Genomic DNA, 25,679 nt, shown 5'->3' with positions numbered 1-25,679 from the left:
GCGTCGCAGCCCCCTCTCCGGCCGCTTCGCGGCCACCTCTCCCCCGCGTTGCGGGGGCGAGGAAATCCTTGCTACCGCTCCTCCCGTCGAAACGGCTTCAGCAGCGCCGAGGGCGCCACCGCATTGCGCGACATGAGCGCCATGGCGACGATGGTGAAGATGAAAGGCAGCATCAGGAAGGCTTCGTAGGGGATGTGGCCGAGGCCGCTGGCCTGCATCCTGAGCTGCAGCGCGTCGACGAAGGCGAAGAGCAATGCCGCTCCCGCCGAGCGCCACGGATCCCAGCGGCCGAACACGACCAGTGCGATCGCCACCCAGCCGCGCCCGGAGACGACGCCGAAGGTGAAGGCGTTGAACTGCGCCATGGTGAGGAAGGCGCCGGCAAGCCCCATCAGCGCGCCGCCGAGGATCACCGCCTGGAAGCGCGTGGCGATCACGCTGACGCCGGCCGAGTCCGCCGCGCGCGGGTTCTCCCCGACCATGCGCACCGACAGCCCCCATGGCGTCCGGTAGAGCACGAAGGCGGCGAGCGGGACGGCGATGATCGCCAGATAGACAAGCGTGAACTGGTTGAATACCGCCGGACCAAGCACCGGTATGTCGGAGAAAAGCGGGATCGGCACCGGCTTGAAACCGTCGATGCTCGGCGGCACCGATTGCTGGCCGAAGATCAGCCGGTAGAGGAAATAGGCAAGGCCGGATGAGAACAGCGTCACACCGATGCCGCAGACATGCTGGCTCAGCCCCAGCGCCACGGTGAACAGCGCATGCAGCGCGCCCATCAGGGCACCGGTCAGCACGGCCACCAGCACGCCCAGCCAGAGGCTGCCGCTGAGGCTGGCGGCGGTGAAGCCGGCCATCGCCGCCAACAGCATGATGCCTTCGATGCCGAGATTGAGCACGCCGGCGCGCTCGGAAAACATTTCGCCAAGCGTGGCGAAAGCGAGCGGCGTGGCGATGCGCATGATGGCGGCAAGGAAGCCGACCTGGAAGATCTGCTCGAACACCGCGCTCATGATGAAGCTCCCACGCGGCGGATGCGATAGGCGGTGAAGAGCAGCGCCACCAGCATGGCAAGCAGGGCCGTGCCCTGGATGACGTCGCTGAGGAAGGCCGGCACGCCGGTCGCGCGCGACATCGCCTCGGCGCCGGTCATGACCGCGGCCAGGAAGATCGCCGCCGGCACCACGCCGAGCGGGTTGAGCCTGGCGAGCATCGCGACGACGATGCCGGAATAGCCATAGCCCGGCGAGATGTCGCTCATCACCTGGAAGTGCACGCCACCGACCTCGCCGACGCCGGCGAGCCCGGCCAGCGCGCCGGAGAGCAGCGCCGTCGACAGCAGCACGCGCTGCACGTTGATGCCGCCATAGCGCGCCGCTTCCGGGTTCTCGCCGGTGACGCGGATGCGGAAGCCGAGCGTGGTGCGGGCGATCAGGAACCAGCACAGCGGCGCCGCGATCAGCGCGACGACGACACCGAGATGCAGCCGCGTGCCTTCGATCAGCACCGGGAAATTGGCCGCATCTTCGATCGGCGGCGAGATCGGGTAGCCGGAGAACGTGTCCTTCCACGGCCCTTCGATCAGCGCCATCAGCGCGTAATAGATGACCGAGTTGAGGAGCAGCGAGCTGACGACGTCGTCGACCTTGAATTTGACGCGCAATGTTGCCGGCACCAGCGCGACGAGGGCGCCGGCGGCCGCGCCCGCCAGCGCCATCAAGAGCATGGCGAGGTAACCCGGCATCGGGATCGCGCCGACGAAGCAGCTTGCCACCGCGCCGGCGAGCAACTGGCCCTCGGCGCCGATGTTCCAGAATTTGGCGCGAAAGGCGATCGCCACCGCCAGGCCGGTGAAGATCATCGGGGCGGCGCGCACCAGCGTCTCGGTGATGGCGTAGCTGTCGCCGAGCGAGGCGGACAGCATCACGCCATAGGCCTCGATCACGCCGGCGCCGGCGATGGCGATCAGGCCGCTGCACAGGATGAGCGTTGCGGCGATGGCCAACAGCGGCAGCGCGAGATTGAACCAGGCCGGTGTCGAGGTGCGGGCTTCGAGGCGAAACATCAGGCCGCCGCCTCGGCGTGTCCGGCGCCGGTCATCATCAGGCCGAGCCTTGCGACGGTGGCATCCTTGCTGTCCAGCGTGCCGGCGATGCGGCCCTCATACATCACCGCGATGCGATCCGAGAGCATCAGCAATTCCTCGAGGTCCTCGCCGATGACGACGATGCCGCAGCCCTTGGCGCGCAAGGCCAGGAATTTTTCGTGGATGAAGCGGGCGGCGCCGATGTCGAGGCCGCGCGTCGGCTGCGAGACGATCAGCACCTTCGGATCGAAGGCCAGCTCGCGGGCCAGCAGCGCCTTCTGCAGATTGCCGCCGGACAGCGCGCCGGCGCGCACCATCGGGCCGGGGCAGCGTATGTCATAGGCCTTGATCTGTTGCTCGGCGAAGGCGCGGATCGCGGCCGGATTGAGCAGCCCCTTACGGCTGAAGGTCTCGGTGCCGATACGCGGCAACACCATGGAGTCGGCTAAAGGCAGGTTGGTGACGAGGCCGGTCGTCATGCGGTCCTCGGGTATGCGGCCGAGGCCGAGCGCCTGCAGCTCGCGCGCCGAGAATTGCGCGACCGCTTTGCCGGCTATCGTCATCGTGCCGGCTCTGGGCAGCAGCATGCCGGAAATGACGTCGGCCAGCGCGCGCTGGCCGTTGCCGGAAACGCCGGCGATGCCGAGGATCTCGCCAGCGCGGACGAAAAGCGAGACGTCACGCAACGGCGTGCCGGCATGGCCGGCGGTGGAAATGCCGTCCAGCGTCATGACGGCAGCGCCGGGCGCGGAAGCTTCCCTGATCGGCGGCACGATCTCGTGGCCGCACATCAGCTTCGCCATTTCCGCCGATGTGGTGCTCGCCGGATGATCGACGCGGCCGGCGACCTTGCCGAGGAGCAGGACGACGCAGCGATGGGTGAGCGCTCGGACCTCGTTGAGCTTGTGCGAGATGAAGATGATGCCGAGCCCTTGCGCCGCCATGGAGCGCAGGGCGGCGAACAGCCCTTCGACCTCCGAAGGCGCCAGCACCGCCGTCGGCTCGTCGAGGATCAGGAGCTTCGCGCCGCGAAACAGCGCCTTGATGATTTCCAGCCGCTGCTGCTCGCCGACCGACAGCGCCGACACCGGCAAGTTCGGATCGAGGCTCAGCCCATGCTGGCGGCTGATCTCCTTCAGTCGCGCCAACCCGCCGGCGCGATCGATGCGGCCGGACTTGCCGGGAATGCCGATCAGGAGGTTCTCCAGCACCGTCAGGCGCGGCGCGAGGTGGAAATGCTGGTGCACCATGCCGATGCCGGCGGCCAGGGCGTCGGCCGAATTGTGGATGGCGACGGGCCTGCCCTCGACCAGGATCTCGCCGGCGTCCGGCGCATAGGCGCCGAACAGCACGTTCATCAGCGTCGTCTTGCCGGCGCCGTTCTCGCCCAAAAGGCCGAGGATTTCGCCCGGCGCCACGCTGAGGTCGACGGCCTCGTTCGCCTTGACGGCGCCGAAGCTCTTGGCGATGCCGCGCATTTCGATGAGTGGGGCGGACAAGGGTGCTCCCTGATTTGCGATCCGGCTAACCGCGAAGGGCAGCGCGAGGCCCCCCTCTCTGGCCTGCCGGCCATCTCCCCCTCAAGGGGGGAGATCAGATGTCACCGCGGCTTTTGCCGCCTTTCAACGTTGAAAAGATCGAGCGCCGTCGACGGAACTGCGAATCTCCCCCTTGAGGGAGAGATGTCCGGCGGGACAGAGAGGGGGGCCTCACGCCGCCCCTCAACAAGGCGTCAATCCGAAACCGGCGTGTTCTCGTCGACGTCGACGCGGAAATTGCCTTCGAGGATCTCGGCCTTCTTCTTCTCGACCAGGTCCTTGACGTCGGCGGGCAGCGTCTTGTCGAACTTGTGGTAGGGAGCGAGATAGGAGCCGCCCTTGGCCATGCGCGAGAAATCGCCATAGTCCTGCGCGGTGAAGACGCCGGCCTTGACCAGCTTGATCGCCTGTTCGACCGTCGGGTACATGTCCCAGACCGGTCCGGTGATGACCGTGTCGGGGCCGAGGCTCGACTGGTCGGACATGTTGGAGATGGCGAAAATCTTCTTCTCGACCGCCGCCTCGATGACGCCGAAGCGCTCGGCATAGATCACGTCGACGCCGGCGTCGATCTGCGCCACGGCCGCTTCCTTGGCCTTGGGCGGATCGAAGAAGGAGCCGATGAAGGCGACCTTCTTCTTGACGTTCGGATTGACCTCCTTGGCGCCGGCGAAGAAGGCGTTGACCAGCCGGTTCACCTCCGGAATGCCCATCGCCGCGACGGCGCCCACCGTGCCCGACTTCGACATCTTCCCGGCGATCATGCCGGAGAGGTAGGCGGGCTCATGGATCCAGTTGTCGAAGACGCCGAAATTGGGTTCGGCCGGGCCGGCGCCGGAGCCGAACAGCCAGGCCGTCTTCGGGAACTGCTTGGCGGTCTTGCGCGATTCACGCTCGGCGGCGAAGGCGTCGCCCAGCACCAGCTGGTAGCCGCCCTGCGCATATTCGCGCATCACGCGGCTGAAGTCGGCGGTCTGCACCTTTTCCGACCATTTGTAATCGATGCCCAGTTCCTTCTCCGCCTTCTGCAGCGCGACATGGATCTGGTTGTCCCACGGCTCCTCGATCGGCGTGGCGAAGATCGCCGCCACCTTCAGCTTCTTGTCCTTGGCGAAGGCCGCGCCGGGCAGCACGGTGGCCGCGAGGCCGAGTGCGCCGAGTTCCAGCACGCTGCGCCGCGACAGGCCGGCGCGTTGCGTTTTGCTACGTTCGTGTTCCATTGGAGTGCCCCTCTGTTCGACAGCCGTGTCGAGCCGGCCGTTCAAGAATGTCAGACGCCCGGGACTATGGAACGGCGCCTGAGATTTGTCCACATGGTCAAATTTGGTGTGTGGCGCTGCGGCGAACAAGCCGGGAAGATCGGCGGGACAGCACCCCCCTCTGGCCTGCCGGCCATCTCCCGCAAGGGGGAGATCAGCTGTCATGACGGCCTTCGCTAATCTCCAACGTTGCAAGAGGAGCGAGACGCCAGAGCTGCCAATCTCCCCCCTTGCGGGGGAGATGTCCGGCAGGACAGAGGGGGGTGCGAAGGAACTCCGGCGCTCGTTCCGGATGGCTAACTCTCCCACGCCCCCGTCTCGGCAAACCGCCTCAGCGCCGGCGCCGGTTCGAAGATCGCCCTGCCGGTCCACCCATGCCAATGCTCCAGCCGCTCGACGATCTTCGCCCCGCCTTCAAGTCCTGCCCAGAACATCGGCCCACCCTTGCCGATGGGGAAGCCGTAGCCGTTGACCCAGACGACGTCGATATCAGACGCCCGCGCGGCGATGCCTTCCTCGAGAATCTTCGCGCCCTCGTTGACCAGGGGATAGAGGGTACGCTCGATGACCTCATCGGCGCTAATGTCGCGCTGGGTGATTCCTAGCTCTTCCGCCTTGGCGCGAATAAGCGCTTCGACCTCCGGATCGGCAACCGGCTCGCGCGAGCCGCTCTCATAGCGGTACCAGCCGCGCCCGGTCTTTTGGCCGAAATGGCCCTGCTCGCACAGCGTGTCGGCGATCAGCGCGGTGAGGCCGCGGGCCTTGCGGTTGCGCCAGCCGATGTCGAGGCCGGCGAGGTCGCCCATCTGGAACGGCCCCATCGGCCAGCCGAAATCGGTGAACGCCTTGTCGACCTCATGCGGCGTTGCACCTTCGAGCAACAAAAATTCGTTTTCCGCGCCGCGCGCGGACAGCATGCGGTTGCCGACGAAACCGCGGCAGACGCCGACGACCACGGCCACCTTGCCGATGCGCCGGGCGAGATCGGCGACCGTCGCCAGCGCGTCGGGCGCGGTCTTTTCGGCGCGCACGATCTCGAGGAGCTTCATGACGTTTGCCGGCGAAAAGAAATGCATGCCGAGCACGTCCCCTGGACGAGAGGTCGAGGCGGCGATCGCGTCGACGTCGAGATAGGAGGTGTTGGTGGCGAGGATGGCGCCGGGCCTAGCGATGGCGTCGAGCTTGCCGAACACCTCTTTCTTCACCGCCATGTCCTCGAACACGGCCTCGATGATCAAATCGCAATCGGCGAGGTCGGCATAGTCGGTGCTGCCCTTGAACAGTCCGACCCGCTTCTGCTTCGCCTCGTCCGTCAACGAGCCGCGGCTGACCGAAACGGCATAGTTCTTGTCGATCGTCGCAAGCCCGCGCCGCAGCGCCTCTTCGCTGGTCTCAAGCAAAGTCACCGGAAGGCCGCCATTGGCGAAAGCCATGGCGATGCCGCCGCCCATGGTGCCGGCGCCGATGACGCCGATGCGCTCGATCCGGCGCCTCTGCAGGTCCTTGCCCGGCAGCTTCGCCGCCTCGCGCTCGGCGAAGAACAAATGCCGCTGCGCGCGCGACTGGTCTCCGGAGACGAGTTTCAGGAAAAGCTGGCGCTCCGCCGCCAGCGCTTCGTCGAACGGCAAGGTGATCGCATTGCGCACGGCCTCGGCGCAGGCAAGCGGCGCTTCCAGTCCGCGCGCCTTCCTGGCCAGTTCCGCCGCTAGGGCGTCGAAGGCGGCGAGATCGGTCGCGGCAAGGCGGTCATTGCGGTCGCGTACCGGCACGAACGGTCCGCCTTGCGCGACCATTTCGTTGGCGAAACGAATGGCCTGGGCAAGCAGATCGCCGTCGAACACCGCATCCACAAAGCCGGCGGCCTTCGCGTCGTCGGCTGAAACCGGCGCTCCGGAAACGATCATGCCGAGCGCTTTCGCCGCACCCACAAGGCGCGGCAGGCGCACCGTGCCGCCGCCGCCGGGCAAAAGGCCGAGCTTCACTTCCGGCAGGCCAAGCTTGGCGCTCCTGTCGGCGACGCGGAAATGGCAGCCGAGCGCAAGCTCCAGCCCGCCGCCCAGCGCCGTGCCGTGGATGGCAGCGACCGTCGGCTTGGGAAGCGTTTCCAGCAAGGCGATGATGGCGCGCAGTTCCGGGTGCTGGAGCGGCTTGCCGAATTCGGTGATGTCGGCGCCGGCGACAAAGGTGCGCCCGGCGCAAGCGATGACGATCGCGCTCGCGGCGGGATCGTCGCGCAGCGCGGCAAGCGCCTCGTAAAGCGGTTTGCGGACGTGAAAGCTCAGCGCATTGACCGGCGGGTTGTCGATGGTGACCACCGCGATGCCGTTCTCGTTTGCGACGCTGACAGAACTGGACAAGCGGAACCTCCCGAGACCGGCTGCAATCGGAACAAGGGTTTACTAGGCAGCGACCCGGATGGGAACCCGATGCGGCGCTGGCCCAATCGTTGACGCGGAGCGGCTAGTTATCAACTCGGCCGAAGGGCGGCACGTCGCCGATCACTTCGCGCTTGTCCTTGCCGCAGGTGAAGGTCTTCGCCTTTTCGTCAGCGAGTTTGCGGGCCTGGTCGTTGGCTTGCGGGTTGCCGGTGGCCAAAACCAGACCGACGGTGCAGCCCTGATGCTCTTCCGGTTGCGCGACCTTGGCGACGACCAGCACGTCGGTCGATTTCTTATCGTCCTCAGGGTTGCTGACCGAGCGGCGATGAATGGCAGCGAAAGGGATGGCGACGTCGCCATTTGTCTCGATGCGCCACTCTACCTTGGGGCCGGAGCCGTTAAAGGCGGTGAAGCTCTCCCAGACCGCGGTCATGTCGTCCGACGGGAAGCCATAATAGACGGATTCGCGCGCGTCATCGTAGCCGATCAAGACCGGGTAGCCGCGATAGCCGGAGCAGACGAGGTTTGCCCAGTCGCCGTCGCCTTGCCCGGCCTGGGCGTAGGTCACGCAGTCCTTCTTCGAGTCGAGATCAGTATAGGCGCTGGAGATTTCGCCGGCCTGGGCCGCCTGGCACAAACCGGCGAGGGCGAGCGGGATCAGAAGAGCGCGCATGGCAGGCAACTCCGTTTCGAGTTGCCGAAAGCGTAACGTCGTTTGCTATTTCTTCAAGCTGGCTTCGATCAAGAGGTCGGCGTTGCGGGCGACGGCGGCCGCCGGTCCGCCAAGGCCGAAAAGCTGGCCGCTGATATAGGCGCCCTCGATGAGGAGCAGCAGGCCGTCGCCCAGCGTGTCGGAATCGGCGGCGCCCATTGCTGCAGCCATGGCGCGCAGGCGCCGGCGCAATTCCACCTTGTTGTTCTCGCTCACCACTCGCGCGGGGTGTCCGGGCTCGGGATATTCCACCGCAGCGTTGGTCATGCCGCAGCCGCGATAGTCCGGTTTCTGGGTGCGTTTGCCGACCCGGGTCAGGAATGCGATGATCTGGGCGCGCGGATTGCCCGGATGCGCGTCGACGGCCTCGTCGAACCGCTCCCAGAATTCCAGGTCATATTTGCGCAGATAAGAGGCGGCGAGCTCGTCCTTGGACGGAAAGCTGCGGTAGAGGCTCGGCTTGGTGACGCCGGCGCGCTTGACGATCTCGTCGACGCCGATCGCCCTGATGCCCTCGCGATAAAAGAGGTCGCGCGCCACGTCCAGGATCTTGTCCGCCGCCCTTGGGGCGGGGGCCTCACTGATCGACGCTTCAATTTTATTGTCCGATGGCATGCAAACAACTCGCTTGACAATGTTACTGACCGGTACGTATGTATGGCGCTATCCCATTGCAACGTACCGGTCAGTAACATGATAGTCCAGTCCCGCCCGTTTGGCCAGCGTTACGCTTTCGTCGTCGTTGCCGTCATTTTCTTCTGTTTGCTGATCGCGGCGGGGCTTCGTTCGGCGCCGTCGGTGATGATGGTTCCGCTGGAAGAAAGCTTCGGCTGGCGGCGCGACGTCACCTCCTGGGCCGCCAGCGTCGGCATCCTGCTTTACGGCTTGACCGGACCGTTCGCCGCCGCGCTGATGGAACGCATCGGGCTGCGCCGCACGCTGCTCGGCGCGCTGCTGGTGATGTCGGGATCGACCGCGCTCAGCCTGTTGATGACCGAGCCCTGGCACCTCTTCATCACCTGGGGCGTGTTTTCCGGCATCGGTTCGGGCGCGGTAGCGAGCGTGCTGGGCGCCACCATCGTCAACCGCTGGTTCAAGACCAATCGCGGCCTGATGATGGGTCTGATGTCGGCCTCCAGCGCCACCGGCATGCTTGTGTTCCTGCCGCTCATCGCTTCGCTGGCGCAGAGCGGCGGCTGGAAGCCGGTGGCGATAGCGGTCGCGATCGCGACGGCGGCGCTGATCCCGTTCGTCTTGCTGCTGGTGCCGGAGCGTCCCGCTTCCATCGGCCAGGTGCGCTACGGCGCGGATGCCGACGACGTGCCCCCCATCTCGCCGGCATCGCAGGGCAATTTCCTGGCGCATACGCTGAACACGTTGCGCCGCGCCGCCGGAACGCGGGTGTTCTGGTATCTGTTCGCCACCTTCTTCGTCTGCGGCTTCACCACCAACGGCCTCGTCGGCACGCATCTCATCGCCTTCTGCGGCGACATGGGCATCGGCGAGGTGCAGGCGGCCGGGCTGCTGTCGATGATGGGCATCTTCGACCTGATCGGCACCACGCTGTCCGGCTGGCTCACCGACCGCTTCGATCCGCGCAAGCTGCTCGGCGTCTACTACGCGGTGCGCGGGCTGTCGCTGATCTACCTGCCTTATTCCGGTTTCTCGGCGACCAGCCTGGTCATCTTCGCCGTGCTCTACGGCCTCGACTGGATCGCCACGGTGCCGCCGACGCTCAGGCTCGCCAACGAGGCGTTCGGCGACCGCAGCGGGCCGATCGTGTTCGGCTGGATCGTCGCCGGCCACCAGGTGGGCGCAGCGGCGGCCGCAGCCTTCGGCGGCACGATGCGCGAGCTGCAGGGCAATTACGAGCTGGCCTTCCTGATCGCCGGAATGACCGGTATTGCGGCGGCGTGCATCTCGCTGCTGATCAATACCAGCAAGCCGGCGTTCGAGCCGGAGCCGCAGGCGGCTTAAGGCGCGACTTTTCCTTCTCCCCTTGTGGGAGAAGGTGGCCGCGAAGCGGTCGGATGAGGGGTGCTCCAGGGAAAGCCAGCGTCTCACTCAGCTGGAACGCCGGCGACGCCTCACCCATAGGAACGTCAACGCCTCACTCCGCTGGAACACCCCTCATCCGTCTCGGCGCTAACGCGCCGATCCACCTTCTCCCACAAGGGGAGAAGGGAAGAGCTGTCGACTGTTATCAAAACTTCATGGTTCCGAAATGTGCCTGAAACATTGAGGCGTGAGCTTGGCGGTCCCGTTCAACGCCATCCGGAGACAGCCATGAACAAGCTCTCGTTGACCCGCCGCGCTTTCGTCACCTCGGCCAGTGCCTTTGGCCTTGTCGGCGCCTCCGGGCTCGCGCTGCCCTATTATTCCCGCGCCAGCCAGCGGCCGGCCTTCACGCATGGCGTCCAGTCCGGCGACGTCGACGCCACGTCCGGCATGGTGTGGACCCGCACCGACCGCCCGGCGCGCGTGATGTATGAAGTGTCGACGACCGAAAGCTTCGCCAACGCGACCAGGCTGGCTGCCCTCGATACCTCGCCGGCCAGCGACTATACGGTCAAGCGGCTGCTCACCGACCTCGCTTCGGACCAGGACATCTTCTACCGCATGACTGCTGCCGATCTTTCCGACATCAACGCCGTCTCCGAGCCGATCGTCGGCCGCTTCCGCACCGCGCCGTCGTCAAAGCGCGACGTGCGCTTCGCCTGGTCCGGCGACACGGCCGGTCAGGGCTGGGGCATCGACGAGACCGGCATGAAGACCTATTCGACCATCGCCAAGCACACGCCGGACTTTTTCCTGCATTCCGGCGACACGATCTATGCCGACGGCGCCATGAAGGATGAGGTCGACCTGCCCGGCGGCGGTAAGTGGAAGAACGTCGTCATGCTCGACGGCAAGCGCAAGGTCGCCGAGACGCTGGACGAGTACCGCGACCAGTGGAAATACAACATGATGGACAAGCATGTGCTTGGCCTCTCCGCCATCTGCCCGACCTTCTACCAGTGGGACGACCACGAGGTGCTCAACAACTGGTCGGATTCGAAGAATCTCGCCGCCGACGACCGCTACAAGGAAAAGTCGATCCATGTGCTGGCCGCCCGGGCGGCACGCGCCTTCCACGAAATGACCACCATCCGCTACGAGCCGTCGGAGCCGGGCCGCGTCTACCGCAAGATCTCGCACGGGCCGCTGCTCGACGTGTTCTTCCTCGACATGCGCTCCTATCGCGGCCCCAACGGCCCCAATCTGGATGAAACGCTGACGCCGAAGTCGCGCATGATCGGCGAGGAGCAGTCCAAGTGGCTGAAGCGCGAGCTGGCCAACTCCAAGGCGACCTGGAAGATCATCGCCGCCGACATGCCGCTCAGCCTCGTGGTCTGGGACGACGCGGCGAAGAAGGTCGGCTTCGAGGCCGTCAGCAATAACGACAATGGCGCGCCGAAGGGTCGCGAGCTCGAATTCGCGGATGTGCTGCGCTTCATCAAGAATGCCGGCATCACCAACACGGTGTGGCTCACCGCCGACGTCCACTACACCGCGGCGCATTACTACAATCCCGACAAGGCGCAGTTCCAGGATTTCAATCCGTTCTGGGAATTCGTCTCCGGCCCGATCCATGCCGGCACCTTCGGCCCCAACGACCTCGACATGACGTTTGGGCCCGAGCTGAAATTCATCAAGGCGCCGACCGCCGAGCAGGGCCAGAACCTGCCGCCGTCGGCCGGGCTGCAGTTCTTCGGACTGGTCGATATCTCCGGCGCCACCGAGCAGCTCACCGTGCGGCTGATGGATCGCGACGACAACGAGCTTTACAAGGTCACGCTCGATCCGGTGCGGTCTGCGTAAGGTCGTTGAGGAAATTAGGAACGCCGGCGGGACAGCGCCCCCCTCTGGCCTGCCGGCCATCTCCCCCTCTTGGGGGGAGATTAGCAGTTTCGGCGCCTAGCTCCTTCTGCAATGTCGGCGATTGGCGAAAGCGAGCGTCACAGCCAATCTCCCCCCAAGAGGGGGAGATGCCCGGCAGGGCAGAGGGGGGCGCGAAGGATCGCTACGTTTGCCGCGTTGTGCGCAGCGGCAGGTCAATCCGGATAGCAGGTTGTGGGGATTTTCGGCCAGACGGCGGTGTCGCAGTTGGCGTCCTTCTGGCGCTGCTTGAAGGAGGCGCTGACCGGGCCGGTGACGATCGGGTCGACGCCGTCGGGGGCGTCGGCGAACATCTGCTGCGCGGTCCTGGCGTCGGGCGGCGTGATCGGGTCGGCTTCCCTGAGCGTGGCCGCCGACTGCGCGGCACCGGCCGCGACGAGCATGCCAAGCGCTGCCCACGCAAAAACCGGACGCAATCTGGACATATGATCGCTCATGAACATCGAACTGTCCGGCCCCTCAAAGGTTCCGCCTTGGTTAACAGAATCATTTCACACCAAGACGTTTAAGAATCAGTGACCTTTTATTTGGGGTCGGGCCTCCCCTTTCGCAATTGCGAAAAACCTTGTATGAGCCGCGCAACCGAAAAAGGCGGCGCTTGTTAAGCCTGCCGCCTGCAACGTTCCCGAGACCAGACAAAATGAACCTCCGCAATATCGCGATCATCGCGCACGTCGACCATGGCAAAACCACGCTGGTCGACCAGCTTCTGAAACAGTCCGGAGCCTTCCGCGACAACCAGCGCGTCGCCGAACGCGCCATGGATTCCAACGACCTCGAAAAAGAGCGCGGCATCACCATCCTCGCCAAAGCGACCTCGGTCGACTGGCACGGCACCCGCATCAACATCGTCGACACGCCCGGACACGCCGATTTCGGCGGCGAGGTCGAACGCATCCTGTCGATGGTGGATTCGGCGATCGTGCTCGTCGACGCCGCCGAAGGGCCGATGCCGCAGACCAAGTTCGTCGTCGGCAAGGCGCTCAAGGTCGGCCTGCGCCCCATCGTCGTCATCAACAAGATCGACCGTCCGGATGCCCGCCATATCGAAGTGGTCAACGAGGTGTTCGACCTGTTCGCCGCGCTCGACGCCACCGACGAGCAGCTCGACTTCCCGATCCTCTACGGTTCGGGCCGCGACGGCTGGGTGTCGGAAAACCCCGAGGGCCCGAAGGATCAGCAACTGGCGCCATTGTTCGACCTCGTCGTCAAGCATGTGCCGGCGCCGACGGTCCATCCCGGCCCGTTCCGCATGATCGGCACCATCCTCGAAGCCAACCCGTTCCTCGGCCGCATCATCACCGGCCGCATCGAGTCCGGCACGCTGAAGGCCAATCAGGCGGTCAAGGTGCTGCACCATGACGGCACCCAGATCGAGACCGGCCGCGTCTCCAAGATCCTCGCCTTCCGCGGCCTCGAGCGCCAGCCGATCGACGAAGCGCAGGCGGGCGACATCGTGGCCATCGCCGGCCTGTCGAAGGGCACCGTCGCCGACACCTTCTGCGATCTGGCGGTGAGCGAGCCGTTGCATGCGCAGCCGATCGATCCGCCGACCGTGACCATGTCCTTCCTCGTCAATGACAGCCCGCTTGCCGGCACCGAGGGCGACAAGGTGACCAGCCGCGTCATCCGCGACCGGCTGCTGCGCGAGGCCGAGGGCAACGTCGCGCTCAAGATCGAGGAATCGTCAGAGAAGGACTCCTTCTTCGTCTCCGGCCGTGGCGAATTGCAGCTAGCGGTGCTGATCGAGACGATGCGCCGCGAGGGCTTCGAGCTCGCCGTGTCGCGTCCGCGCGTCGTCATGCAGAAGGGCGAGGACGGCCAACTGCTCGAACCGGTCGAGGAAGTCGTCATCGACGTCGACGAGGAGCACGCCGGCGTCGTCGTGCAGAAAATGTCGGAGCGCAAGGCCGAGATGGTCGAGCTGCGTCCCTCCGGCGGCAATCGCCAGCGCCTCGTCTTCCACGCGCCGACGCGCGGCCTGATCGGCTACCAGTCGGAACTGTTGACCGACACGCGCGGCACAGCGGTGATGAACCGGCTGTTCTTCGCCTACGAGCCCTATAAGGGCGAATTGCCCGGCCGCACCAATGGCGTGCTGATCTCCAACGAGCAGGGCGAGTCCGTCGCCTATGCGATGTGGAACCTCGAAGACCGCGGCCCGATGATCATCGATCCGGGCGTCAAGGTCTATCAGGGCATGATCATCGGCATCCATTCGCGCGACAACGACCTCGAAGTGAACGTGCTCAAGGGCAAGAAGCTCACCAACATCCGCGCCGCCGGCAAGGACGAGGCGGTGAAGCTGACCCCGCCGATCCGCATGACGCTGGAGCGGGCGCTGGCCTGGATCCAGGATGACGAGCTGGTCGAGGTGACGCCGAAGACCATCCGGCTCCGCAAGCTCTATCTCGACCCGAACGAGCGCAAGCGTTTCGAGAAGGCGGCCAAGGTGATGGGCGCGGCGTAAACCCAGCCCCAAACATCCGAGGGAGGGAGCAATGCTCCCTCCCTTCAGACTGCTGACAAACCCCTGGCTTTTGCCGGGGGTTTTTGATTCACTGGGTCATGTTGAAGCGACCCGCCCCCGAACAGACCGCGCTTGAGATGGTAACGTTGGATCAGCTGGTTCCGGCTGATCATCTGCTTCGCAAGATCGATCGCGCGATCGACTTTTCCTTCATCCACGATCTGACGGCGCCGTTGTACTGCGCCGACAATGGGCGCCCGCCGCTGGACCCGACCTTGATGTTCAAGGCGCTGTTTGTTGGCTACCTGTTCGGGGTGCGCTCGGAACGTCAGTTGGTGCGCGAGATCGAGGTCAATGTCGCCTATCGCTGGTTCCTGCGGCTGAAGCTGACGGACAAGGTGTTCGACGCCTCGACACTGTCGCAGAACCGTCGGCGGCGTTATCAGGACGAGAGCATTGCACAAGCGATCTTCGACAAGATTGTCGAGCAGGCGATCGGGGCGGGTCTGGTGGATGGGACGGTGCTCTATACCGACAGCACGCACCTGAAGGCCAACGCCAACAAGGGCAAGTACGACCTTGCCATGGTCGCCAAGTCGCGCGCCGACTACTGGGCCGATCTCGACCGGGCCATCGAGGCCGAGCGGGCGCTGCATGGCCAGAAACCGCTGAAGGGCAAGGAGCGCAAGCCGCCGCAGAAGCAGACCAAGGTCTCGCGCGCCGACCCGGAGGCCGGCTACATGGTGCGCGAGGGCAAGCCGAAGGGCTTCTTCTACCTCGATCACCGCACGGTGGACGGGCGCTGCGGCATCATCACCGACACTTTCGCCACGCCGGCCAATGTGCACGACTCGATCGTCTATCTCGGCCGGCTGGACCGCCAGGTTGAGCGCTTCGGCTTCACCGTGGCGGCGGCGGGGCTGGATGCCGGCTACGCCACGCCGGGCATCGCCAAGGGCCTGGAAGACAGGAAGGTCAGGGGCGTCATCGGCTATCGCAACCCGACCCCACCCAAGCCCGGCAAGATGAGAAAGAGCGACTTCGTTTATGAACCGGATCTGGACGGCTATCGTTGCCCGCAGGGCCAGTTGCTCCCCTACGCCACCACCAATCGGGACGGCTACCGCCAATACAGGAGCGACCCGTCCATCTGCCGCGATTGTCCGCTGCTGGCCTCATGCACCTCAAACGCCAAGGCCGAGCGCACCATCACGCGCCACGTCTGGCAAGACGCGCGCGAGCGGGTCGACGCCAACCGGCTCACGGCATGGGGCAAGGCCATCTATCGCCGCCGCAAGGAAACCGTCGAGCGATCCTTCGCCGATGCCAAGCAGCTCTTCGGCCATCGTTATGCCCGCTTCCGAGGGCGCACACGCGTCGCCTGCCAGTGCCTGATCGCAGCCGCCGCCCAGAACATGAAAAAGATCGCAATCAGCCTCTGGCCAAAGCCAAAACCAAGCCTCGCATGAGGCCAATCCGCCGCCGTGCCTTCCTGACAGTTGCTCCGGACACCAACTTACTCAGCTCAATCAATACGCAAAAACAAAACCCCGCCGAAATCGACGGGGTTTGTCAGCGGTCTGGAGGGAGGGAGCAATGCTCCCTCCCTTTTTTGTTTCAGCCGCACGCAGCCGCGAGGATGGCGTCGCGGTCAGGCTCGTCGGACAGGTCTATGCGAACCGCCATGCCGTTGCGCGCCGGCTTGCGCAACGCTTTGGCACCATCCGGTTCAATACAGAGCCACCGCCCGTCATCCCAGCTCTGCAACCTTGACCGCGAAAGGCCGAGCTCGCCGGCAAGCAGGCGGTCCAGCCGCAAAGGCGTCGTGCCCTCGAGCCGAAGTTCGAGCGCGAGCGCGGCCGCGTGTCCCGGCTCGCCGTCCAGAAGCTCCTTTTGGACCGTGACATCGGGAGATTCCTCGATCCGGCCAGCCCGGTCGCGCAGCATCGCGCCATCGAAGGCGTAGCGGCGGACAAGCGCCGGATCGTTGCTTTCGAGCGCCGTAAGCAACGCGGGTTCGATGTCGCGGCGGTTTCGCCGCTCCAGGATGGCGAAATTCCAGGAGTTGTCGCAGGCGGTACAGCGATAGATCAGCCAGACGTCGATGCGCTTGCCGTTGGCGTTGACGCGGAATTTTCCGCCGCATCGATACGGCCTGGCGCCGCCGCAGCGGTTGCAGTTGATGAGAGGTCGAGGCGCGATTGCGGGTGCGATCGTCCAGTGGACACGCAAGGTAGACATGCCGGTAGGCCCTTCCCGTCGGGAAGTCCGTCAGGCCGGCAATGTCCGAGATGCCCTTTTTTGTTGAGCATGATCTTTTCCGAAAACCGGGTACCACTTTTCGGGATCATGCTTGTGCGGGCACGGCGTGGCGAAGACTGCGTGTTTAAGGTTAGCGTCGGCGCGGGATACGCCCGGCGGCTCAGCAATGCCAAACCGGTCTCGAACCGCCGCCTGAAGAACACGTGAACAGATGCAGGGGCCGCTAAAGCTGCGCCTGCGGTGCATTCGGGGGAGTTGGCGAGACCGGCGGTTACTGAGGCAAAGTAATGCTCGAAAATGGGTAAATGTTCGGGTCTTTTAGCGGCAGGGTGACGAAGGGACAAGGGTGCCCCGACGCCAGTTCACGAGCGCTGTGCTGCCCCTCATCCGTCCTTCGGGCACCTTCTCCCCGTGAACGGGGAAGGAAACTTCTGCGGCAACGCGGGTGATTGGCGAAATCATCGGCGAGAGCGCCCTTCGCCCCGTTTACGGGGAGAAGATGGCGGCAGCCAGATGAGGGGCGGCGCCGGCGTCAGCGATTGTCCCATCTTTGCCAACGTTGCTCCCGCTGGCTAGTATGACAGCCAATCCCAATCCAAGAGGTCCGTCATGCATCTCGCCTCGCTGCTGATCTTCGCCGCCGCGCTCTTCGTCGCGGCCGGCTCACCTGGCCCGTCGATCGCCGCTCTGGTGGCGCGCGTGATCTCGAAGGGGTTCCGCGACGTCTTCCCGTTCCTGCTGGCGATGTGGATCGGTGAGGCGATCTGGCTGTCGCTGGCGGTGTTCGGACTGGCCGTCGTGGCGCAGACCTTCCACTACGCCTTCGTCGCCGTGAAATGGGTTGGCGTCGCCTACCTCGCCTATCTGGCGTTCAAGATGTGGACGGCGCCGGTCGAGGCGAAGGAAGGCGAGATGCCGCGCGAGGACTCGGCCCTAAAACTGTTCTTCGCCGGCATGGCAGTGACGCTCGGCAACCCGAAGATCATGATGTTCTATCTGGCGCTGCTGCCCACCATCATCGATCTTGCCTCGGTCAGCATGGTCGGCTGGGTCGAGCTGACGCTGACCATGGCCATCGTGCTGGTCGTCATCGACCTCGCCTGGGTGCTGGCCGCTTCGCAGGCGCGCCGGCTCTTGAAGAGCAAGCGCGCCATGAAGATCGCCAACCGCGTCAGCGCCACCACGATGGCGGGTGCGGCCTCGGCAATCGCCGCCCGGTAGAAAGACGCGCTGATGTTCAGGCGAGGCTGCCTGCGGGCGCCCCGGCCCGAGACCTCTTGCCTCACATCATCTCGATGATCGGCGCGATCTCGACGCTGAAGGCAGGGTCCATCAGGATCGGGCAGTCCTTGGCCTTGGCGACGGCGTCGTCGATGTCACTGGCTTCGACGATGGTGTAGCCGGCGGTCGGGTTGCTGCCGCCATTGTTCTCGATCTTGCCGCTCGGCAGCACCGTCTTCGACATGCCGACCGGATTGCCGCCATCGACGACGGCCGAACCGAGCTTGCCGTACCAGCCGGTCCAGGCGTCCATAGCCGCTTTCCGTTCGGCTTCGTCGGTCGGCATCTTGCCGGAGCCGTGATAGACATAGAGAAATTTCGCCATGTTCTCCTCCCTTGTCGGCGGCGTCGAACCGGCATGCGGCTACGCCGCAGTCGTGATGTGCAGCCATGCTGCAATCCGATATGCAGCTACGCTGCGATCGTTGATATGCGGCTGCGCTGCGATCGTTGATATGCGGCTACGCCGCAATCATGGATATGCAGCTACGCCGCAATCCTGGATATGCGGCCAAGCCGCAATCCTGATCATCGGACCAAATGGCGGGATGGGCAATGAAAAATTCTATATTGCTAATATAAGGCCCGCGGAGGCTACCTTGCCATGGCGTGGTATTCGGGGTTGGGCCGCATATCGACCGCGGCTGCCACCCGGTTCGACATGTTGAAGAAGGCGGCGGTCGAGGCGATGTCCCAGATGTCGCGGTCTGAAAAGCCGGCCTGGCGCAAGGCGGCGCGGTCGGCCTCGATGATCCTGGCCGGCTCCTCGGTCAGCTTGACGGCGAATTCGAGCATCGCGCGCTGGCGGTCCGAGAGATCGGCGGCGCGGAAATTCATCACCATCATCTCGCCGAGCGCCGGCTCGCCCGACAGCTGACGCACCGCCGCGCCATGCGCGGTCAGGCAATAGAAGCAGTGGTTGATCGAGGAAACGACCACGGCGATCATCTCGCGCTCCAGCTTCGACAGGCCGGACTCTCCCAGCATCAGATCGTTGTACATATCGGTAAAGGCGCGCAGCTTCTTTTCGTCGAAGGCGTAGGCGGTGAGCACATTGGGCACGAGGCCGAGCTTCTCCTCGCATTTGGCGAAATAGGCCTTGGTCGCGTCGCTGAGCTCCGCCTGGACAAGGTCGAGCGCGATTATTTTGCCGGTCATATGGTCTCTCCTCGCGAGGACGATGGCGTCGGTTCGAATTTTTTAAAGCGTCGTCAAACCTTTGTCGCCAAACGGCGCTCATCTGGCTACCATAGTCGCAAAAGCATACGACGGGAGGGAATAAGCGTCATGGCCAGCGTGAAATCCAAGCCGAAGAAGAAAGTCACCGCCGCCGCGAAAGCGGAGGAGAAACCCACAAGGCTTGCCGACTATCTGCTTGCACGGGCGCCCGCCGAGGACATCGCGGCCTATGACGTGGCCGACCTCGAACGCGCCGGCGAGCTCGCCGCCCAAGCGGTCGCCAGCCACAGGAAGGGCGAAAGCGTCGTTGCCGTCGAGGCGGATTCGGGCGTTGCCTGCGACGGCCGGCCGGTCACGGTCATCACCGTCGTCAACGACAACATGCCGTTCCTGTTCGATTCCATCCTCGGCGAGATCGCCGAAACCAGCAGCGAGCCGACGCTGGTCACCCATCCGATCGTCACCGTGCGCCACGGCAAGGCCGGCGTCGTCGAGGTCCTTGGCGATGGCGGCAAGGACGATGACGACAGGCTGAGCGTCGTCCATGTCCACATTCCAAGGCTGAACGCCGAGCAGGCGAAGAGCCTTGCCGAGCGTTTGCGCAAGGTGCTTTCCCAGGTCCGCGCCGCCGTCGTCGACTGGAAGCGGATGCTCGCCCGGCTCGACCAGGCGATTTCCGAATTCCGCTATTCGGCAGTGCCGCTCGACAAGAAGAGCGTCGCCGAGGCGATCGCCTTCCTCGAATGGCTGCGCGACGACAATTTCACCTTCCTCGGCATGCGCGAGTTCAAATATGTCGGCGGCGAGGAAAGCGGCTCGCTGGAGCGCGCCGAAAAGCCCGGCCTCGGCATCCTGTCCGATCCCGACGTGCTGGTGCTGAGGCGTGGCACCGAGGCGGTGACGACGACGCCGGAGATCCGCGCCTTCCTGCATGGACCGGAGCCGCTGATCGTCACCAAGGCCAACGCCAAGTCCCTGGTGCACCGCCGCATCTATCTCGACTATGTCGGCATCAAGACCTACACGTCGAAAGGCGCGCTCGCGGGCGAACTGCGCATCGTCGGTCTGTTCACCTCGACCGCCTACACGCGCTCGGTGATGAAGATACCGTATCTGCGCTCGAAGGCCGAAACGATCATTGCCAAGTCCGGCTTCAATCCGAACGACCATTCGGGCAAGGCCCTGATCAACGTGCTGGAAAGCTATCCGCGCGACGAACTCTTCCAGGTTCCGGTGCCGGTCCTCAGAAAGCACGCCCATGCCATTCTCGGGCTGGTCGAGCGGCCGCGGATCAGGGCGCTGGTGCGCGTGGATCAGTTCGATCGGTTCGTTTCCATCATCGTCTTCGTGCCGCGCGACCGCTATGACAGCGTCGTGCGCGAGAAGGTCGGCGCCTATCTCAAGACCGTGTTCGAGGGCCGGCTGTCGGCCTATTACCCGGCCTTCCCGGAAGGCGGTCTGGCGCGCGTGCACTTCATCATCGGCCGTTCCGGCGGCAAGACGCCGAAGGTCGAGCAGTCGACGATCGAAGCGGCGATCCGCGACATCGTGCGCACCTGGGAGGACGCACTGTCCGAAGCCGCGGAAGCGGCCGGCAGCGATCCGGCGCTGAAGGCGATCGCGGCGCGGTTCCCCGAAAGCTATCGCGATACCTTCTCGGCCGCCGTGGCGCTGGCCGATGCCGGGCGCATCGCAAAGATCAGCGCCGAAAATCCGATCGCCATCGACTATTACCGCCATGCCGACAAGAAGCCGGAGCAGGCGGCGTTGAAGATCTATCACCATGGCAGCCCGGTGGCGCTGTCGCGGCGCGTGCCGGTGCTGGAGAATATCGGCTTCCGCGTCATCAGCGAGCGCACCTTCGAGGTCGGCAACGATCCAGCCGGCACGGTGTTTATCCACGACATGGAGCTGGAGAACAGCTACGGCAAGCCGATCGAGCTTACCGATGGCGGCGCGCTGTTCGAGGACGCGTTCCTGTCGGTCTGGCGCGGCGATGTCGACAATGACGGCTATAACGGCCTGGCCCAGACCGCCGGCCTGTGGTCGGGCGAGATCGCCATCCTGCGCGCCTATGGCCGCTATTTGCAGCAGGCCGGCATCCCGCAGAGCCAGGATTTCATCGCCGCAGCCCTCAACCGCTATCCGGAGATCGCGCGCGGCCTGCACGCGCTGTTCGTCGCCCGTCTCGGCCCGTCGGCGGAAGGCGACGGCACGGTCGCGGCCAAGCACCTCAAGGCCAAGATCAAGGACGCGCTGGAAGAGGTGCCCAATATCGATGACGACACCATCATCCGCCGCTACCTCAACCTCATCGAAGCCTCGCTGCGCACCAATCATTTCGTAGCCGATACGAAAGCGAAGGGGCAGTCCCTGGCGATCAAGCTGGATTCGCAGGCGGTCGAGGGGCTGCCGGCGCCGCGGCCATGGCGCGAGATCTTCGTCTATGGCTCGGAGGTCGAGGGCGTGCATCTGCGCTTCGGCCCGGTGGCGCGCGGCGGCCTGCGCTGGTCGGACCGCGCCCAGGACTACCGCACCGAGGTGCTGGGACTGGTCAAGGCGCAGCAGGTCAAGAACGCGGTCATCGTGCCGGTCGGCGCCAAGGGCGGCTTCTTCCCGAAGCGCCTGCCGGCTGGCGGCAGCCGAGACGCCATCTTCGAGGCCGGCACCTCGGCCTACAAGAACTTCGTCTCCAGCCTGCTCTCGATCACCGACAATATCGGCGTCGACGGCGTCATCCCGCCGGCCGGCGTGGTGCGGCGCGATCCTGACGATCCGTATTTCGTCGTCGCCGCCGACAAGGGCACGGCGACCTTCTCCGACACCGCCAACGCCATTTCCGAGAAGCACCATTTCTGGCTGGACGATGCCTTCGCCAGCGGCGGCTCGGCCGGCTACGACCACAAGAAGATGGGCATCACCGCCAAGGGCGCCTGGGAAGCGGTGAAACGGCATTTCCGCGAGATCAACCGCGACATCCAGACCTCGCCCTTCACCGTGGTCGGCGTCGGCGACATGTCGGGCGACGTGTTCGGCAACGGCATGCTGCTCTCGCCGCAGACCAGGCTGATCGCCGCCTTCGACCATCGCGACATCTTCATCGATCCCGATCCGGACATGGCCGCCTCGATGGCCGAGCGGGTGCGCATGTTCGCGCTGCCGCGCTCGTCCTGGCAGGACTATGACAAGTCGAAGCTGTCGCAAGGCGGCGTCATCGTCTCGCGCAACCAGAAATCGATCACGCTGCCGCAGGCGGCGGCTGCCGCCATCGGCTTGTCCAAGACCACGGCAACGCCGGTCGAGATCATGAGCGCCATCCTCAAGGCGCCGGTCGACCTTTTGTGGTTCGGCGGCATCGGCACTTATGTGCGGGCCTCAGGCGAAAGCAACCAGGATGTCGGCGACCGCGCCAACGATGCAATACGCGTCACCGCGCTCGATGTTCGAGCGAAAGTGATCGGCGAGGGCGCCAATCTCGGCGTCACGCAGCGGGCGCGCATCGAGTTCGGCCTGAATGGCGGCCGCTGCAATTCGGACGCCATCGACAATTCGGGCGGCGTCAACTGCTCCGACGTCGAGGTCAACATCAAGATCGCGCTGGCCTCGGCCATGCGCAAAGGCTCGCTGACCAGGCCTGCGCGCAACAAGCTGCTCGCCGAGATGACCGACGAGGTGGGCGCGCTGGTGCTCTCCAACAACTACCAGCAGACGCTGGCGCTGTCGCTGGCGCGCAAGCGCGGACTTGCCGACATCGCGCACCAGGCGCGTTTCATGACGGCGCTGGAATCGCGCGGCCTGCTCGACCGCGCGGTCGAGACGCTGCCTTCGCCGGCGGTGCTTGCCGAACGCGAGGCGCGCGGCGAGCCGCTGACCAGGGCCGAGCTCGGCGTGCTGCTCGCCTATGCCAAGATCGTGCTGTTCTCCGACATCGTCGCCAGCGACGTGCCGGACGAGCAGCATTTCGACCGCGACCTGATGGGCTATTTCCCGGAACGCATGGCGAAGAAGTTCGCCGGCGAGATCCGCGACCACCGGCTGCGGCGCGAGATCATCGCGCGGGTCGTCGCCAACGACCTCGTCAATCGCGGCGGTCCGTCCTTCGTCAACCGACTGCAGGAAGCTACCGGCCGCACGGCGGCCGATGTCGTGCGCACCTTCGCGGTGGTCCGCGACGGCTTTGCGCTGCCGGCGCTCTACAAGGAGATCGACGCGCTCGACAACCAGATCGACGGCCAGATCCAGCTCGATCTCTACCAGGCGATCAGCCGGCTTATCTTCGTGACCAGCGGCTGGTACCTGAAAAACGAAGCGGGTTCCGTGCCGCTTGGCCAGCGCATCGCCGAATTGCAGGAAGCCCGCAAGGCGCTGGAGCCGAAGCTTACCTCACTGCTGCCGGCCTTCTCGCGCGAGCGCGTCGAGGACCGGCGCCACGGCCTGTTCAAGGGCGGCGCGCCGGAGAAGCTCGCCGGGCAGCTCGCTCTGACCGAAGTGGCCGAGCTGATCCCGGATGTCGCGCTCACCGCGCGCACGGCCAATGCCGACATCGTCAGCGCTGCCAAGGCCTTCTTCGCCGTCAGCGACGCCTTCCGCATCCCGCGCGTCGAGGAAGCGGCGCGCTCGATCATGCCGTCCGACTATTACGATCAGCTGGCGCTGTCGCGCGCCACCGACACGATCGGCGTGGCGCGCCGCGGCATCGCGGTGGCGGCGCTCACCGCGCACGGCACGGCGGCCGACCCGGTCGCGGCCTGGCTGGAGGCGGGCGGCGAACGCGTCGCACGCATCCGCGAGCGGCTGCAGGCGCTGACCGAAGGCGGCGACATCACCGTGTCGCGGCTGTCAGTGGCGTCCGGCCTGATGAGCGACCTGACGGGGATGTGAAGCTTCGGCAGGCTTGGTTCCTCGCCCCGCAGAGCGGGGAGAGGTGCCGAGCGCAGCGAGGCGGAGAGGGGCTTCGTAGAGCGGAGCCCTTCTTTGATGATCAACCTGTCATAGGCCGACGCATTCCCCTCTCCGTCTCGGCTTCGCCGAGCCACCTCTCCCCACTTCGTGGGGCGAGGAACCCGCGCTTGTTCATTTGCATCGCTGCCTGAAAACATGCAGACATGGCGCCCGACGCGAGCGATGCCAGGGGAATCAGCATGGCGGCAGTAGAGACAGTGCAGCGGGCATCGGGGCGCGGCATCTGGGGCTGGATGTTCTTCGACTGGGCGGCGCAGCCTTTCTTCACCGTCGTCACCACCTTCATCTTCGGGCCCTATTTCGTCTCGCGCATGGCGAGCGATCCGACCGCCGGACAGGCGGCCTGGGGCTACGGCATCGCCGCCGCGGGCCTGATCATCGCGGTGCTGTCGCCGGTGCTCGGCTCGATCGCCGACCAGACCGGGCCGCGCAAGCCGTGGATCGCCTTCTTCGCCACGATCAAGATCGTGAGCCTCACGCTTTTGTGGTTCGCCGCGCCAGGCTCGAACCTCTTCCTGGTCGTGCTGTTGTTCTCGCTGGCTTCGATCGCGGCGGAATTCTCCACCGTGTTCAATGATTCCATGATGCCGCGGCTGGTGCCGAAGGACGAGATCGGCCGGATCTCCAACATGGCCTGGGGTCTTGGCTATCTCGGCGGCATGATCGCGCTGATCTTCGTGGTGCTGTTCCTGGCCGGCAATCTCGAAACCGGCAAGACGCTCATCGGGCTCGACCCGCTCTTCGGGCTCGATCCGAAACTCGGCGAGGATGCGCGCTTCACCGGGCCGATGTCGGCCGGCTGGTATTTCCTGTTCATCCTGCCGATGTTCTTCTTTACGCCGGACGCCATCAAAGGGATCCCGATCGGCCCGGCGGTGCGCGAGGGCCTGTCCGAACTCAAGTCGACGCTTGCCGAGGTGCGCCAGCGCAGCGGCATCCTGCGCTTCCTGCTGGCGCGCATGATCTATCAGGATGGCGTCAACGCGCTGCTGGCGCTTGGCGGCACGTTCGCGGCCGGCATGTTCCAGTGGTCGATCACCGAGATCGGCCTGTTCGGCATCATCCTCAACGTCGTCGCCATCTTCGGCTGCTGGATCGCGGCGCGGCTCGATACCGCGCTCGGCTCCAAGCACGTGGTGATGATCGCGCTGGTGATGCTGTCGGTCGCCACGATCGGCGTCGTCTCGACCGGCCCGGGCTTCACGCTGCTCGGCCTGATCCCGCTCTCCACCGCCGATTCCGGCGGCCTGTTCGGCACCGCGGCAGAGAAAGCCTATATCCTCTACGGCCTGTTGATCGGTCTGGCGTTCGGCCCGGTGCAGGCCTCGTCGCGTTCCTACATGGCGCGCAGCGTGACCGCCGCCGAGTCCGGCCGCTATTTCGGCATCTATGCGCTGGCAGGTCGGGCGACCAGCTTCCTGGCACCGTTCATGGTGGCGACCATCACCACCATGAGCGATTCGCCCCGGCTCGGCATGGCGGCGATCATCCTCTTCCTCGGCATCGGCATGGCGATCCTGGCGGGGACGCCCTATCCGGCGGACAAGCGGTAGCGCGATCTCACCTTCTCCCCTTGCGGGAGAAAGGTGTCGCCGAAGGCGACGGATGAG

18 protein-coding genes are annotated in these 25,679 nt (G+C 65.2%); 7 read left to right on the top strand and 11 right to left on the bottom strand.

Annotation, left to right across the window (positions count from 1 at the left end):
- Positions 1-71: 71 nt before the first annotated feature.
- From WDX12_RS07580 to WDX12_RS07550, 7 genes are all read right to left on the bottom strand, one after another.
- Positions 72-1,016, bottom strand: coding sequence for an ABC transporter permease (locus WDX12_RS07580; RefSeq protein WP_434724446.1), 945 nt, complete (start codon positions 1,014-1,016; stop codon positions 72-74).
- A complete protein-coding gene (locus tag WDX12_RS07575) occupies positions 1,013-2,068 on the bottom strand; it encodes an ABC transporter permease (protein WP_320297537.1) in 1,056 nt (351 codons plus the stop codon). The genes WDX12_RS07580 and WDX12_RS07575 overlap by 4 nt, the downstream gene beginning before the upstream one ends.
- Complete coding sequence (locus tag WDX12_RS07570; RefSeq protein ID WP_434724445.1) at positions 2,068-3,588, bottom strand: ABC transporter ATP-binding protein; 1,521 nt, start codon at positions 3,586-3,588, stop codon at positions 2,068-2,070. The genes WDX12_RS07575 and WDX12_RS07570 overlap by 1 nt, the downstream gene beginning before the upstream one ends.
- Positions 3,589-3,821: 233 nt before the next feature.
- On the bottom strand, positions 3,822-4,847 hold the full coding sequence (locus WDX12_RS07565) for a BMP family protein (RefSeq protein ID WP_320297539.1): 1,026 nt from the start codon (positions 4,845-4,847) through the stop codon (positions 3,822-3,824).
- 335 nt (positions 4,848-5,182) lie between these two features.
- Positions 5,183-7,243 (bottom strand): 3-hydroxyacyl-CoA dehydrogenase NAD-binding domain-containing protein, encoded by a 2,061-nt coding sequence (locus WDX12_RS07560; RefSeq protein ID WP_434724444.1) that lies wholly within the window; start codon positions 7,241-7,243, stop codon positions 5,183-5,185.
- 103 nt (positions 7,244-7,346) lie between these two features.
- Positions 7,347-7,937, bottom strand: coding sequence for a hypothetical protein (locus tag WDX12_RS07555; protein ID WP_434724443.1), 591 nt, complete (start codon positions 7,935-7,937; stop codon positions 7,347-7,349).
- Between the two features lie 45 nt (positions 7,938-7,982).
- Complete coding sequence (locus WDX12_RS07550) at positions 7,983-8,591, bottom strand: TetR/AcrR family transcriptional regulator (protein ID WP_434724442.1); 609 nt, start codon at positions 8,589-8,591, stop codon at positions 7,983-7,985.
- Positions 8,592-8,669: 78 nt separating this feature from the next.
- Between WDX12_RS07550 and WDX12_RS07545 the strand changes: the two genes are divergently transcribed.
- Both WDX12_RS07545 and WDX12_RS07540 read left to right on the top strand, forming a co-directional pair.
- Positions 8,670-9,953, top strand: a complete 1,284-nt coding sequence (locus tag WDX12_RS07545; RefSeq protein ID WP_434724441.1) for an MFS transporter — start codon at positions 8,670-8,672, stop codon at positions 9,951-9,953.
- A 309-nt stretch (positions 9,954-10,262) separates the two neighbouring features.
- Entirely contained in the window at positions 10,263-11,837 is a 1,575-nt protein-coding gene (locus tag WDX12_RS07540; protein WP_320297544.1) for an alkaline phosphatase D family protein, read from the top strand.
- 233 nt (positions 11,838-12,070) lie between these two features.
- Here the strand turns inward: WDX12_RS07540 and WDX12_RS07535 are convergent, their stop codons facing one another.
- Positions 12,071-12,340: a hypothetical protein gene (locus WDX12_RS07535; protein ID WP_434724440.1), complete on the bottom strand. Its 270-nt coding sequence runs from the start codon at positions 12,338-12,340 to the stop codon at positions 12,071-12,073.
- A gap of 215 nt (positions 12,341-12,555) precedes the next feature.
- On the opposite strand from WDX12_RS07535, the gene typA reads away from it, so the two are divergent.
- The gene (gene typA / locus WDX12_RS07530) at positions 12,556-14,385 is read left to right on the top strand and encodes a translational GTPase TypA (protein ID WP_434724439.1); all 1,830 of its coding nucleotides are present in this window, start codon (positions 12,556-12,558) and stop codon (positions 14,383-14,385) included.
- A gap of 98 nt (positions 14,386-14,483) precedes the next feature.
- Positions 14,484-15,854, top strand: coding sequence for an IS1182 family transposase (locus WDX12_RS07525; protein ID WP_434721828.1), 1,371 nt, complete (start codon positions 14,484-14,486; stop codon positions 15,852-15,854).
- A gap of 148 nt (positions 15,855-16,002) precedes the next feature.
- On the opposite strand, the gene WDX12_RS07520 is transcribed toward WDX12_RS07525, so the two are convergent.
- Complete coding sequence (locus WDX12_RS07520) at positions 16,003-16,626, bottom strand: DUF1062 domain-containing protein (RefSeq protein ID WP_434724438.1); 624 nt, start codon at positions 16,624-16,626, stop codon at positions 16,003-16,005.
- Between the two features lie 630 nt (positions 16,627-17,256).
- On the opposite strand from WDX12_RS07520, the gene WDX12_RS07515 reads away from it, so the two are divergent.
- Entirely contained in the window at positions 17,257-17,868 is a 612-nt protein-coding gene (locus WDX12_RS07515; RefSeq protein ID WP_434724437.1) for a LysE family translocator, read from the top strand.
- 61 nt (positions 17,869-17,929) lie between these two features.
- Here the strand turns inward: WDX12_RS07515 and WDX12_RS07510 are convergent, their stop codons facing one another.
- Both WDX12_RS07510 and WDX12_RS07505 read right to left on the bottom strand, forming a co-directional pair.
- The gene (locus WDX12_RS07510) at positions 17,930-18,253 is read right to left on the bottom strand and encodes a hypothetical protein (protein ID WP_434724436.1); all 324 of its coding nucleotides are present in this window, start codon (positions 18,251-18,253) and stop codon (positions 17,930-17,932) included.
- Positions 18,254-18,522: 269 nt separating this feature from the next.
- Positions 18,523-19,086 (bottom strand): peroxidase-related enzyme, encoded by a 564-nt coding sequence (locus WDX12_RS07505; protein WP_434724435.1) that lies wholly within the window; start codon positions 19,084-19,086, stop codon positions 18,523-18,525.
- Between the two features lie 129 nt (positions 19,087-19,215).
- Between WDX12_RS07505 and WDX12_RS07500 the strand changes: the two genes are divergently transcribed.
- Both WDX12_RS07500 and WDX12_RS07495 read left to right on the top strand, forming a co-directional pair.
- Positions 19,216-23,988 carry an NAD-glutamate dehydrogenase gene (locus WDX12_RS07500; RefSeq protein WP_434724434.1) on the top strand — a complete coding sequence of 1,591 codons (4,773 nt, stop codon included), beginning with the start codon at positions 19,216-19,218 and terminating at the stop codon, positions 23,986-23,988.
- A gap of 260 nt (positions 23,989-24,248) precedes the next feature.
- The gene (locus WDX12_RS07495) at positions 24,249-25,622 is read left to right on the top strand and encodes an MFS transporter (protein WP_434724433.1); all 1,374 of its coding nucleotides are present in this window, start codon (positions 24,249-24,251) and stop codon (positions 25,620-25,622) included.
- Positions 25,623-25,679 lie beyond the last annotated feature (57 nt).

Origin of the sequence: Mesorhizobium sp. RIZ17, assembly GCF_051127865.1 — a bacterium.
Lineage (GTDB): Bacteria > Pseudomonadota > Alphaproteobacteria > Rhizobiales > Rhizobiaceae > Mesorhizobium > Mesorhizobium humile.
Note: the sequence above shows the minus strand (reverse complement) of the source record. Positions and strands in the feature narration are given on the sequence as shown.